We start from the raw sequence: 12,468 nt of genomic DNA, 5'->3' as shown, positions 1-12,468 counted from the left end.
TCTTACAAAACGCCTAATTTGAACTGGCAGTATAGTCGCCACCCCAGGACAGTACGGCACAGCGGTACCGTCCCGGCCACTCGTTCAGGTCCGGCGGACATAGAGCTCGAAGGTCACCGAGCGGCGCACGTCCGCCGCCACCCGGTCGCACCCGAAGAGGGCCCGGCGGACCTGTGCACGGTCGGCGAACGTGAGGCCAGCGTACTTTGACAGGAGGCTCTGCACCGCTCCTCCGCCGCGCGAAAGGTACATCAGCCACAAGCGTCCGCCAGGAGCCAGCAGACGCTGCATTTCACCGAGCGCCCGCCACGGTCTCGCGGTCTCGTTGAGGGTCGCCCCGACGGCGATTCCATCGAAACAGCCGTCCGGCAGTCCACTCTCCTCGATGTCGATCAGGGCCCAGTCGACGCGTGCTGATTGGTCCGGATGCCGATCAAGGCGGGTTCGCGCGACCTTCAACATTGAGGGCGCGATGTCGATGGCCAGGATGTCCGCGCCCGCACGCGCCAGGACGCCGGCATAAAAACCGCTGCTGGTGCCGACGTCCAGCCAGCTTTCACCGGGTCGAGGCTGTGCCAGCGTTGTAAACAGACGTTCCTCGTTCTGCAAGGTCAGCCGGCTGCCTGAGAGCAGGCCCAGCGACACCTCACGCCAGGTCTGATAGCCCCATGCGACGCCAGGCACGAAGTTGCTGCGCTGGGCCGGGGTCCGCTGAAGCGGGTATTTTAGGGCTTCTTTAGGTACATTACTGCTTCTCACCCGAACCATTATGCTGATCCTCGATTCCGGGGTCTGTTCGATCTGGTTCTCTTGTGAGGCGGTAACTATGCAACCACATCCACAAAAAAGTATAGGAGGCGCACTCGTCGACGTCTTTGACGCAGCACTTTCGCTCGTCAAAACCGAGCTGCGTTTGCTCTCGCGCCGTGTCGGTAACGTCGTCAAGGCCAAGGGCATCGGGGTCGTGCTGCTGCTCGCGGCGGTCGCGCCGCTCAGCCTCGCGCTGATCTTTCTGATTCTGGCGCTCTTTTATGCCCTGCTGCTGGTGCTGCCGGCCTGGGCGAGCGCGCTGATCATCGCACTGCTGGCCCTGGTGGTCACGGGCGTGCTGGTGATGCTCGGCATCAAGCGGCTGTCGGCTGAGGTCAAGGACGACGCCCAGAGTTCAGAGGAACTGGCGCGTGAGGAAGTGCAGCACGCCGAAAAGCAGCTCGAAAAAGCCGAGAAACAGACTGAAAAGGACCACAAGAAGGTCGAAAAAGCCGAGGAGAAGCTCGCTCGAGCCGAGGCCGACCTGCGCCGCGAAACGTCGGGCCAGAGCAACTCAGGCCAGAGTGGCAAGGGAACTTCTGTTGCCGGCACGGGTGCGCAAGCGACCACCACGGTGTACAGCGCCCCCAGCAGCGGCAGCGCGTCAGGGGCTACGCTGCAACCCGACGGCATTCCAGTGAGTACCCGACCTGAAATCACCGAGGAGGACCGCAAGTGACCGAAAAGCGTGATGCCCGTGAGGAGCTGCGTCGTTCGGTCGACGCGCTGGCTTACCGCACCAACCTGTATGCCCAGATGCAAAAGGACCCGATGAAACTGATCGGCGGGGCCAGCGGCCTCGGCCTGCTGCTGGGCTTGCTGGTGGGTCGGCGCTTTCCCCGGACCCGCACGGTGTACCTGCGGCCCGACATGAGCCCCAGAGAACAAAAAGCGTACACCAAGGCGCAGATGCGCCTGTACAAGGCCCAGCAGAAAGCCTCCAAGGGCGGCATCGGCGGGGCCCTGACGGCCGCAGTGATGACCATTGCCGTGAAGGTGCTTCAGGAGCGGGTATTGGCTCCTCAGATCGAGCGCCTTGCCGATCAGTTGAATCAGAAGGCCGAGCAGGCCCGGCAGCCGTCGGCAACCACGGTGCGGATCGAGTCCGATCCTCGCCGCCCGATGTAACGCACCAGACCGGAAATCAAAAGCGCCCGCGGTGCGCGGGCGCTTTTGATTTCCGGTTATCAGTGTTAAAATAGCGCGTGACCCAGCGCCAGACCCGACAACGCGACGCCATTCTGCGGGTACTGGAAGGGGCGCCCGGGCCCCTCAGCGTCCCCGAACTGCTGGAGCGCGCCCAGGAAGAGCTGCCCGCGCTGGGCATCGCCACGGTGTACCGCACCCTCAAACTGCTGCAGGAAGACGGCCGCGTTCGGGCGCTGTCACTGGACGGCGAATCACGCTTTGAGCGGGCCGATCTGGGTCACCATCATCACTTTGCCTGCCGCAAGTGTGGCGGCGTCTTCGATCTGGCGCTGTGCCCGGTCAGCCTGCCCAGCGGCACCGTCTATCCGGGCGGCTTCGTGGTTGAGGCGCACGAGGTCACCTTGTACGGCCTGTGTCCCCGATGTGCGGCCTGAGCGCCGTTCTTGTCGATAACGCAAAAAGGAGCGGGGTTATACCCCGCTCCTTTGTTGCTCAGGCCGTACGGTCAGTAGAACTTGGTGATGCGGTCCGTGCTGTGGCGGTGGTGCGGAAAACCCTCATGGGCGCGGCGGCCGATGGGCAGCAGGGCGGCGATCTGTGCATGGGCGGGCAGGCCAAGCAGCTCGCGCACCTTGTCAGGCTGGAAGCCCAGCATGGGCACGGTGTCGTAGCCCAGACCACGTGCGGCAATCATCAGGTACCCCAGGGCAATGTTGGCCTGGGCGTTGGCCCAAGCGGCGCGCTGCTCGACGCTCATGGCGCCGAAGGCATTCTGAAAGGTCTGCTCCTGCTGCGCCGCGCCTTCTTCACCCATACCAGGATGCGCGGTTTCCCGGGCAGTCGCCAGGACTTCTTCCATGTCGGAGTACAGCACGATCACGGCCGGTGCACTGGTGACCTGAGGCTGACCGTAGGCGGCTTCCTGGAGTTGCGCCCGCAGCTCGGGGCTCTGCACGACTGCAAAGCGCCAGGTCTGGGCGTTCCAGGCACTGGGAGCGAGCCCAGCCAGGCGCAGAATCTCACGCAGATCCCCCTGGTCGAGTGGGGCCTGCTCGAACTGACGAATTGAGCGGCGCGTTTCGATGGCTTCTTGAACGGACAGCGTTTTGGTCGAGGCTTGCGTCATGCCCATATACTACCCGAAGTGCTTCGGTAAGTAAAGCGGTATGAATAACACATTACCGCTTCATGCTTGTGGGCGTATACTAAGTCATGTCAAACGATGGCCATGCAAGCTTTTGCCCGGTGCATCGGGCAATTGGCATCCTGCAGGAAAAATGGGTGATGCACATCATTCGGTCCCTGCTTCACGGCGACAAGGGATTCAATGAGCTGTCACGCTCGGTGGGCGGCTGCAACCCGGCTACCCTGGCGCAGCGCCTCGACCACCTCGAAAAGTTGGGCCTGATCTCCAAAACGGTCACTTCGGTGATGCCCCCCCGCACGCACTACGCCCTGACGGCCTCGGGGCGCGAACTGCAGACGGTCATCGACGCCGTCGACGGTTGGGCACGCACCTATCTGCCCGAAGAAGCCGTGTTGCAGCCCTGACACTGCTGAGACCTTCAGACGGAGCGGCTATTCGCGCTCCGTCTTTTCGTGTATACTGGACACTTGCGTGCCCACACGGCACCCCGCCGCTGTCTGCGGCCCAGTTCAAGCATTCGTACATTCCAGGCACCACGAGTCAAGCAAAGCAGTACCAGGAGAGTATCCTACCCGGCTGGGTTCGCACACGGCGATGCCCGAGTTACGCTGAAGTGAAGCGTCAGAGCCCGAGTACGGGGGAACGCTCTCCCAGAAAGGGATTCAATGCAATTTACTGACCTCATCGCTCCGCACCTCGCGGAGGCGCTCGCCGCGCGTGGTATCTCCGCGCCGTCACCCATTCAAATCGAAAGCCTGCCCCACACCCTCGCGGGACGCGATCTGATCGGCCGCGCGCGCACGGGCACCGGCAAGACGCTCGCCTTTGTGCTCCCCATCACCACCCGCCTGGAAGCCAGCCGCCAGAGCGGACGCGGACCGCGCGCCATCATCCTGGCGCCCACCCGTGAACTCGCCAAGCAGGTCGCGGCCGAGGCAGAGCAAAGTGCGCGCCACCTCACCACCGTCACGGTCTACGGCGGCGCCGCCTACGGCCCGCAGGAAAAAGCCTTGATGCGCGGGGTGGACATCGTTGTCGGCACGCCTGGACGCATCATCGATCACCTGGAACGTGGCAACCTGAGGCTTGACGACGTGCAGATCGCCGTGCTCGACGAAGCCGACGAAATGCTCAGCGTGGGCTTCGCCGACGCCATCGAGCAGATTCTGCGCTCGGCTCCCAAGGACCGCCAGACCATGTTGTTCTCGGCCACGCTTCCCAGCGGCGTCGAGCGCCTGGCGCGTCAGTACCAGCGCGATCCCGTGCTGGTGGACCTGGTCGGTGAGCGCGCCTCGCAGGCCTCCCAGACCGTCACGCACCTGGCCATCAAAGTCGGACGCGTTCGTACACGGGTGCTGGCCGACCTGCTGACCGTCTACAACCCCGAGCGGGCCATCGTCTTCACCCGCACCAAACGCGAAGCCGACGAACTGTCGCTGGAACTCATTCACCGGGGCATCGAAGCCGAAGCGCTGCACGGCGACCTGGCCCAAAGCCAGCGTGAACGCGCCCTCGGTGCCTTCCGGGCCGGGCGGGTGCGGGTATTGGTCGCCACCGACGTCGCGGCGCGCGGTCTCGACATTCCCGAAGTCGACCTGGTTGTGCAGTACCACATGCCCAACGACACCGAAGCGTACGTGCACCGCTCGGGCCGCACGGGCCGAGCAGGACGCGAAGGCACCGCCATCGTGCTGTACGGTGACCGCGAGGGACGCGAGCTTTCCAACCTGGAGCGCGCTACTGGTGTCCGCTTCACTCCCCGCGCCGTCCCGACGGCCAAGGAAGTTCGTGAAGCCAGCGCACGTACCGCAGCCGACGCGGTGCGTCACATCGAAAACGATCTGGGTGCCAGCTTCAAAGAAGAAGCCGAGAAACTGTTCGCGGAACTGGGCGTCGATGCCCTGGCGCGTGCACTCGCCAAAATTGCCGGCGTGACCGCCCCGGCCACGAGTGCGTCGCTGCTCTCCGGCGAGGAAAACATGACGACCGTCATTCTGCACGCCGAGCGCATGAGCGTCGCGCGCGCGGTGGCCCTCATCGCCCGCGGCCTCGACATCGAGTCCCGCAGCCTGGGCAAGGTCCGCTTGTGGCGCGGTGGTGCCGTGGCCGACATTCCCGCCGCCAACATTCCCACGCTGCTGGAAAAAAGCCCGCTGGAAGGCGAGGTGCGCGTCGAGGTGGCCGACGAGCTTCCCGAACTCTTCGACATGCCCGAACGGGAAAGCCGTGGTGGACGCTACGGTGACCGGGACGGTCGCGGCGCACGCTCGGACAGCCGGGGCCGTGGCGGCTACGCTTCGCGTGACGGCGAGTCACGAGGCGGATCGCGCGACGGACGCGGCGCCCGCCCCCGCTCGGACAGCCGCGACCGCCGCTGATCGACCAACACAGAAATGCAAGCGAAAGGAGCCTCATCTGAGGCTCCTTTCGCTTGCACTGCACACCAGTCATACCAAGTTGCGTTGACGACTGAGCAAAGCGAAGCAGTCGCCGCCGAACGGGGCGTCCACGCAGCAGCGAGGTTGCGGCAATGCAGGAGCACCTGAGTGGTGTTTTCAGGTGCTCCGAAATGAACGCAAGTGCGTATCAGGCCACAGGACTATTGAGGATGCGTTTGAACTGCAGCAACTGCTCTTCGGTGGATACGGCAAAGCGGTGCTGCCGTCCCCCGTCGGTAAAGCTCACATACGCCTGAGGGTCGTCACGCACAAAGGCGGCGAGGCTGTTGCGGCTCCATTGCCAGTTGCGCGGGTTGAGGCTTTCACCCTGGCCACAGCGCACCTGCGATTGCTGTCCGTGCTGGTCACGGACGTGCAGCACGACGGTCAGGCCTTGACGTTCGACGTTGAGTAACCGGGGGGTTGATGTGGCCACTCTGCACATCCTTCCTGAGCGACTGCTGTTCAGACGCGCCCTCGCTCATGGGTCAAGTATGCTCAGGGCGCCTGACAACAGGCTGACAGCACCCCGGTCAAACACTCATACAAGGTCATTTTCCCGTCAGCTTGCCATCAACGGGCCACGGTTCAACGCGTCACGGCGTGATGCACCCGGCAGCGCGCCTCATAGCTTTCCTGCGCCCCGACCAGCACCACCGCGTCGTCATAGCGCGCGGGCCGACCAGCGATCAGGCGTTGGGTGCGCGTAGCGGGTGCGCCGCATTCCACGCACACCGCCGTCAGCTTCTCAACGCTCTCCGCGCGGGCCAGCAGGTCGGGCATCACGCCAAAGGGCTCCCCGCGAAAATCGAGATCAAGTCCGGCCATCACCACGCGCACCCCTGCGTGAGCCAGCTCCAGGGCCAGGGGCACCAGACCGGCATCGAAGAACTGCGCCTCGTCAAAGCCCACGACGTCAGGCAGTTCGACCTCACCGCTGAGGAGGGGAGTCTCCCCTCGCAGCAGCTGGCGCACTTCCTCGGAGGAACGCACCGCGTGGGCCTCGACGCTGCGTCCGCTGTGGCTGGCAACGTGGGTGGCGTGGTAGCGGTCATCGATGGCCGGCTTGAAAACCGCGACGCGCTGCCGGGCAATGACCGCTCGGGTGACACGGCGAATGAGTTCTTCGCTTTTTCCGCTGAACATCGGACCGACGATCACTTCCAGGTGACCGCCGTGATAAGGAGAGCGCAACATGGACGGGCTCGATTCTACTGCCAAGGCAGGGGTAATGATGCAGGAGCTTCGCCGGTCACCCGCAGCACGGGGGGCGCGACTGCACGAAATTACGACGTTCAGTCCGGCGCTGCCCAACGCGCCTCCGTCCACTTTCGCTCGCTCTGCGCGCTCTCAACGGCTTTCTCGATGAAATGCACGCCGCGCGCGCCGTCCTCGAGGGTGGGAAAGTCAGCCAGCAGCGGATCGGGGGCGCGTCCCTCCGCGTGGGCACGCATGGCTTCGGCGGCGCCCAGGTACACGTTGGCGAACGCTTCCAGAAACGCTTCCGGATGGCCGGCAGGAAGGCGTGTCGCGCGTTGGGCAGCAGCGGACAGGTAGGCGTTCCCGCGCCGCAGGACCTGCTCCGGACCATCCGCCGGAAAGAACTGCAGCGCGTTGGGGTCCTCCTGATGCCAGGTCAGGCTGCCGCGCGTTCCGTACACGCGCAGACGCAGATCGTTCTCACTCCCGATCTGAACCTGTGAGGACCACAACAGTCCGCGTGCACCGCCCTGAAACTGCAGCAGCATGTTGGCGTCGTCATCGAGCCGGCGACCCGGCACGAAGGTCGTGAGGTCGGCGCACAAGGCTTCGAGTTCCAGACCCGTCACGGTGGTCATGAGGTTCTCGGCGTGCGAGCCGATGTCACCGAGGGCGCCTGCAATGCCGCTGCGCGAAGGATCGGTGCGCCAGTCGGCCTGCTTGTTGCCGCTTTCCTCCAGCTGCTGGGCCAGCCAGCCCTGGTTATACTCCACGATCACCTTGCGGATGTCGCCCAGTCTGCCCGAGCGCACCAGTTCCCGCGCTTCCCGCACCATCGGATAGCCGGTGTAGTTGTACGTCACCGCGAAGACCACACCCGAGCGCTTCGTGACGCGCAGCAGGTCGCTCGCCTGCTCGCTGGTATGCACCAGCGGTTTGTCGCAGACGACGTGAATGCCGGCTTCCGCGAAAGCGCGCGCGACCGGGTAATGCATGTGGTTCGGCGTCACGATACTTACGAAGTCGATGCGCTCACCCTGCGGTCGGGCGCGCTCACGCTCCAGCATTTCCTCCCACGACCCGTAGTTGCGCTCAGCGGACAGGCCGAGCGCCCGCCCGGAAGCGCGCGCTTTGTCCGGCGTGCTCGACAAGGCGCCGGCAACAAACTCGATCTGCCCGTCCAGCGCGGCTGCGTGACGGTGCACCGCGCCGATGAAGGCCCCTTGCCCGCCTCCCACCATGCCCATGCGCAGTTTTCTCATGTCCTCGGCGGCCACGTCAGTTCCCGGCCTTTCCGGACGCGTCCGCCTTGGAGAACGCCGCGTCGAAGGCGCCCGCTGCAGGCGTGAAGTCCAGACGGCGCAGAAAGGCCGCACTCTCGGAGGCGCCGTGCACCCGGTCCATGCGTGAATCTTCCCACTCGACGCTCAGAGGGCCCTGGTAACCGATGTCGTTCAGGGCCACGATGATTTCCTCGAAGTTGATGTCACCGCGCCCCACACTGCGGAAATCCCAGAAGCGCCGGTGGTCGCCGAAGCTCACGTGGCCACCGAAGACGCCCACCTCCCCGTTGCCGTGGCCCCACCAGACGTCTTTCATGTGCGCGTGGAAGAGGCGGTCTGCGAAGCGGCGGATGAAGCCCACGTAATCAACGCCCTGATAGCCCAGATGGCTCGGATCGTAGTTGAAGCCAAAGCGCTTGTGACGGCCGATGGCGTCGAGTGCCCGCTCGGCTGAGGCGATGTCAAAGGCGATCTCGGTGGGGTGGACTTCCAGGCCGAAGTTCACGTTCACCTCGTCGAAGGCGTCCATGATGGGCAGCCACCGGCGCGCGAAATCATCGAAGCCCGCCTGCCAGTAGTCCTGGCTGGTGGGAGGAAAGGCGTACAGGCTGTGCCAGATGCTGCTGCCGGTAAAGCCGTTGACGACGCTGACGCCCAGCCTGGCGGCGGCGCGGCCGGTGTCGATCATCTCCTGCGCGGCACGCCGGCGCACACCTTCGGCGTCGCCGTCACCCCAGACGTGCGCGGGCAGGATGTCGCGGTGACGTTCGTCGATGCGGTCACATACCGCCTGCCCGACCAGGTGGTTGCTGATCGCAAAGACCTGCAGACCGTGGCTGCCCAGCAGCTCCCGTGTTTGCGACACGTAGGACTCGTCCGAAAGCGCGCGCTGCACGCCGAAGTGATCTCCCCAGCAGGCGAGCTCCAGACCGTCGTAGCCCATTTCCCGGGCCATCGGGGCGAGTTCGGCCAGGGGAAGGTCGGCCCATTGGCCGGTGAACAAGGTAATCGGTCGTGTCATGCATCCTCCATTGGGCGTTCAAGGGTCGGTGTTCGGCGCCCAGCAGCAAAAGTTTCCTGTCTGAGCACTGAACACCGGACGCGCTTCAAGTCTCTCTCGTTCACAAGTCTCTCTCGTTCAAACGTCCAACTCCGGCCAGGAACGCCTTCTCGAACTTAACCGGGAGCGCCTTAGAAGGGTGAGTTGGGGAAGTAGCAAGAATCTTCATCAGCGTGCTCTTGCCCGCTCCGTTCTCACCGATCAACGCGTGCACTTCCTGAGCATGAATGTCGAAGCTAATGTCGTACAGCACCTGCACCGACCCGAACACCTTGCTGACCCTGCGAAATTCGATGTAGGGAGCCGCGCCCCTCATGCGCTTCCCCGAATTTGTCGTTTCCGGGTCAGTTCCATTGGCACGGAAAACCGAGCGGCGCGCAGGGTGCTGAGCATCGCGAGCGTGGCTGCTCCTACGAGGCCCGCACGCTCGTCACCGCTGCCGCAACGGATTTCCAGGTGGCGTGTGGACATGCCAGCGAACGCTGATACACGCTCTGGCGAATGGAAGCCAGCCAGAGCAGGCCGGTTTTCGTGATGCCTCCAGTCAGGATGATGTGGGAGGGGTTGTAAAAGTTCACGAGCGCGGCCAGCATCTGACCGATCAGTTGGCCGGATTTCTGAATGATGGCGTTGGCGACCGGGTTAGCTTCACGGCTGGCACGCGCGACGTCGAGGGGTGTCGTCAGGTTTCCAGCGCGCAGCCACTGTGACAGCAGTGCGCTCTCCCCGGACTCGGCGGCCGTGCGGGCGGTGCGGGCGATGGCCGGCCCGGCCGCCACCGCCTCGACACACCCGACATTCCCGAAGTAGATGACGCCCAGACCATCGTGGACCCTCAGACCTTCCGGTTTGCGGCGGCCTGTCGAACGTTGCTCACCCGATTCGCAAAGCAGACCGGACATCAGCAGCGACGCGACGGCTCCGTTGAGCTTGCTTTTTGAGAACTGCACTTGCAGCGCCAGGGCGCTGCGTGGCACACCAGGCTCCCAGAAGACGGCTTCGAGCACCACGCGTTCTGCACTGGACAGCTCGTTCCAGCAGGCCTGTGACTGCACGACCCTGCACCTCCCGACTGCTCGCGGACTTCGTAAGATGAAGTGATTAACTTAGCGTGAGTGTAGGCTCGGGCCTTCGATCCGTCAAGATCAAACTTCGTCCAGAGTCAGGTCAAAGCTCGAGGGCTCCAAACAAAAGAAAACCCCGCCGAAGCGGGGGTCAGTCTGAGGATAGTTACTTCTTACGGCGGTAGCTGTCACCGAAGCGCTTGTTGAACTTGTCGATGCGGCCCTCGGTGTCCATGAAGCGGGTTTCGCCGGTCCAGAACGGGTGCACACCGCTCCACACTTCCACGTGGATTTCGGGTTTGGTCGATAGGGTCTCCATCACGACTTGGCCCTGGTAGATGATCTTGCAGGGGACGGCTTTCGGGTGAATGTCCTTCTTCATGGTGTCCTCCGCCGCCACCCTCCGGGCGCCCACCTGATGTAGGGCCTCGTGCGTAGCGGGCAACTTTGCCAGTATAGCACCAGGCATGCTCAAAGGGAAAGCCGTCCAAGCCAGGGTTACTTGTCCTGGCTGAGCGCGAAGCCTTTGCTGAACTGCTCTTGCAGCAAGGTGAAGATCAGGAGCGGTGGAATGATCGTCACGATGGCGCCCGCCATCACGGCACCCCAGTCGGTCTGACCGCCCACGTCGATCAGCTTGCGCAGACCGACCTGCACCACCTGCTTTTCGTCGTTTTGCATGATCACCAGCGGCCAGAGATACTGGTCCCATACGAACACGAATTGAATCACCGCCAGCGCGCCGATGGTGTTGGTGCTCATAGGAATCAGCACGTGCCACAGAAAGCGCAGCGGACCACAGCCGTCAATGCGCGCAGCGTCGGCAAGCGAGTCGGGAATGCTCATGAAGTGCTGGCGGAACAAAAACGTTCCCGTCGCGCTGGCCAGGAACGGGACGATGATCGCCAGATACGAGTTGGCCCAGCCGAGCGTCTGCCCCACCAGATCAAAGAGCGCCACGATGAGCAGCTCCGTCGGCAGCATCAGCGTGAAAAGAACCAGCGCAAAGGCGAGACTCTTGAGCGGAAAACGAAAGTACACGAACGCCAGGGCAGCCAGGACGGAGAGCAGGGTTTTGCCGATCGTCACGCTGGTGGCCACGATCAGCGAGTTGATCATGTAACGCCCCAGGTTGGCGTCGGTCCAGACCGAACGGACGTTGTTGATGAAGTCTCCACCCGGAATCAGCCGTGGCGAGATGACGTCGTTGCTTGCCTGGGTGGCCTTGATCAGGGCAAACAACAGCGGACTGGCGATCAGCAGAATCGCCATGATCAGCGTGGCGTGAATGAAAAAAAGCTTGAGGGGCGTGGCCCGCATCGTTTTAGCCGCCATAGTGCACCTTCCGCCCGTTCAGTCTGAACTGAAGAATCGTGATACCCGCCACCAGAATCAGCAACAGCACTGCCTGCGCAGCGGCGAGGCCGGTCTTGAAGTTGGTGAAACCGTCGAGGTAGAGCTGGTACACCAGAAACGTCGTGATGCCAGCCTGTCCGAACACCGGCCCACCCTTGGTCAGGATGTCGACCAGGCCAAACGAATCGAAAAGCGCGTACACCACGTTCACGAACACCAGAAAGAACGTCATGGGCGACAACAGCGGCAGCATGATCTTCATAAAGGTCTGCATGGGTGTCGCGCCGTCGATCTCGGCGGCTTCCATGACCTCGGTAGGCAGATTCTGAATGGCCGCAAGGTAAAAGACGACGTTGTACCCCAGTCCTTTCCAGACCGCCGCCAGGGTCACCAGCCCGAAGGCCAGAATGGGATCATCCAGCCAGCGTGGCTTGAGCCCCGCGACGGACATCAACAGCTGGTTGACCACGCCAATTTCGGGATTGAATAAAAAAAGCCACAGGGTGCCCGCGATGGCCGGGGACAGGGCGTAGGGATAGATCAGCATCAGGCGGTAGAACCGCCCTCCATGAATGGGGCGGCTGGCCAACCAGGCCAGGCTGAGGGCAGTGGTCAACCCCAGAATGACCACCAGGCCGGCAAAGATCAGGGTCTGCACGAACACCTGATGGTAGACGGGGCTGGTCAGCAGCTCCACCATATTTTCCATGCCAACGAAGTATTCGTTCCCCAGCACGATGTTGCTGCGAAAGACACTCAGCCGCAACGTCTGCAGGGCCGGGTAGTACAAAAAGAGCGCCAGAATGACAAACGTCGGCAGCAGGAACAGCCAGGGAAAGAAACGGCCACGGAACACCGCACCGTCGCGCTGCCCTTCCTGAACTTCCCGTTTGACGCGCGGTCTGCCCCGCTTCAGACCACGCGGGGTGGGAATTTGCATACTTTCTCCTTCAAAGGTCTA

At 63.3% G+C, this 12,468-nt stretch carries 16 protein-coding genes; 5 read left to right on the top strand and 11 right to left on the bottom strand.

Annotated elements, in window-relative coordinates; translation table 11 throughout:
• Window positions 1-84: 84 nt before the first annotated feature.
• A complete protein-coding gene (locus DEIPE_RS15335) occupies window positions 85-684 on the bottom strand; it encodes a class I SAM-dependent methyltransferase (protein WP_157448894.1) in 600 nt (199 codons plus the stop codon).
• Between the two features lie 142 nt (window positions 685-826).
• On the opposite strand from DEIPE_RS15335, the gene DEIPE_RS22430 reads away from it, so the two are divergent.
• From DEIPE_RS22430 to DEIPE_RS15320, 3 genes are all read left to right on the top strand, one after another.
• The gene (locus DEIPE_RS22430; RefSeq protein ID WP_015236880.1) at window positions 827-1,489 is read left to right on the top strand and encodes a phage holin family protein; all 663 of its coding nucleotides are present in this window, start codon (window positions 827-829) and stop codon (window positions 1,487-1,489) included.
• Complete coding sequence (locus DEIPE_RS15325; protein ID WP_052326721.1) at window positions 1,486-1,938, top strand: hypothetical protein; 453 nt, start codon at window positions 1,486-1,488, stop codon at window positions 1,936-1,938. Before DEIPE_RS22430 ends, DEIPE_RS15325 begins: the two co-directional genes overlap by 4 nt.
• 77 nt (window positions 1,939-2,015) lie before the next feature.
• Window positions 2,016-2,393 (top strand): Fur family transcriptional regulator, encoded by a 378-nt coding sequence (locus DEIPE_RS15320; RefSeq protein WP_015236879.1) that lies wholly within the window; start codon window positions 2,016-2,018, stop codon window positions 2,391-2,393.
• 71 nt (window positions 2,394-2,464) lie between these two features.
• On the opposite strand, the gene DEIPE_RS15315 is transcribed toward DEIPE_RS15320, so the two are convergent.
• The gene (locus DEIPE_RS15315) at window positions 2,465-3,085 is read right to left on the bottom strand and encodes a nitroreductase family protein (RefSeq protein WP_041231617.1); all 621 of its coding nucleotides are present in this window, start codon (window positions 3,083-3,085) and stop codon (window positions 2,465-2,467) included.
• Window positions 3,086-3,171: 86 nt separating this feature from the next.
• Between DEIPE_RS15315 and DEIPE_RS15310 the strand changes: the two genes are divergently transcribed.
• Together DEIPE_RS15310 and DEIPE_RS15305 are read left to right on the top strand one after the other, a co-directional pair.
• Entirely contained in the window at window positions 3,172-3,510 is a 339-nt protein-coding gene (locus tag DEIPE_RS15310; protein WP_015236877.1) for a winged helix-turn-helix transcriptional regulator, read from the top strand.
• A 261-nt stretch (window positions 3,511-3,771) separates the two neighbouring features.
• A complete protein-coding gene (locus DEIPE_RS15305) occupies window positions 3,772-5,484 on the top strand; it encodes a DEAD/DEAH box helicase (RefSeq protein WP_015236876.1) in 1,713 nt (570 codons plus the stop codon).
• Window positions 5,485-5,692: 208 nt separating this feature from the next.
• Here the strand turns inward: DEIPE_RS15305 and DEIPE_RS15300 are convergent, their stop codons facing one another.
• The 9 genes from DEIPE_RS15300 to DEIPE_RS15260 form a co-directional block, all read right to left on the bottom strand.
• The gene (locus tag DEIPE_RS15300) at window positions 5,693-5,980 is read right to left on the bottom strand and encodes a hypothetical protein (RefSeq protein ID WP_041230936.1); all 288 of its coding nucleotides are present in this window, start codon (window positions 5,978-5,980) and stop codon (window positions 5,693-5,695) included.
• 152 nt (window positions 5,981-6,132) lie between these two features.
• Window positions 6,133-6,741 (bottom strand): thymidine kinase, encoded by a 609-nt coding sequence (locus DEIPE_RS15295; protein ID WP_015236874.1) that lies wholly within the window; start codon window positions 6,739-6,741, stop codon window positions 6,133-6,135.
• Window positions 6,742-6,839: 98 nt separating this feature from the next.
• Entirely contained in the window at window positions 6,840-8,006 is a 1,167-nt protein-coding gene (locus DEIPE_RS15290; RefSeq protein WP_015236873.1) for a Gfo/Idh/MocA family protein, read from the bottom strand.
• A gap of 16 nt (window positions 8,007-8,022) precedes the next feature.
• A complete protein-coding gene (locus tag DEIPE_RS15285; RefSeq protein WP_015236872.1) occupies window positions 8,023-9,048 on the bottom strand; it encodes a sugar phosphate isomerase/epimerase family protein in 1,026 nt (341 codons plus the stop codon).
• 100 nt (window positions 9,049-9,148) lie between these two features.
• Window positions 9,149-9,403, bottom strand: coding sequence for an ATP-binding cassette domain-containing protein (locus DEIPE_RS25295; protein ID WP_015236871.1), 255 nt, complete (start codon window positions 9,401-9,403; stop codon window positions 9,149-9,151).
• 94 nt (window positions 9,404-9,497) lie between these two features.
• On the bottom strand, window positions 9,498-10,142 hold the full coding sequence (locus DEIPE_RS22425; RefSeq protein WP_015236870.1) for an ROK family protein: 645 nt from the start codon (window positions 10,140-10,142) through the stop codon (window positions 9,498-9,500).
• A 175-nt stretch (window positions 10,143-10,317) separates the two neighbouring features.
• Entirely contained in the window at window positions 10,318-10,533 is a 216-nt protein-coding gene (gene rpmE / locus DEIPE_RS15270; protein ID WP_015236869.1) for a 50S ribosomal protein L31, read from the bottom strand.
• Window positions 10,534-10,649: 116 nt separating this feature from the next.
• The gene (locus DEIPE_RS15265) at window positions 10,650-11,486 is read right to left on the bottom strand and encodes a carbohydrate ABC transporter permease (RefSeq protein WP_015236868.1); all 837 of its coding nucleotides are present in this window, start codon (window positions 11,484-11,486) and stop codon (window positions 10,650-10,652) included.
• Window positions 11,476-12,447, bottom strand: coding sequence for a carbohydrate ABC transporter permease (locus DEIPE_RS15260; RefSeq protein WP_015236867.1), 972 nt, complete (start codon window positions 12,445-12,447; stop codon window positions 11,476-11,478). Before DEIPE_RS15260 ends, DEIPE_RS15265 begins: the two co-directional genes overlap by 11 nt.
• Window positions 12,448-12,468 lie beyond the last annotated feature (21 nt).

It is taken from the genome of Deinococcus peraridilitoris DSM 19664 (genome assembly GCF_000317835.1).
Classification (GTDB): domain Bacteria; phylum Deinococcota; class Deinococci; order Deinococcales; family Deinococcaceae; genus Deinococcus_A; species Deinococcus_A peraridilitoris.
Note: the sequence above shows the minus strand (reverse complement) of the source record. Positions and strands in the feature narration are given on the sequence as shown.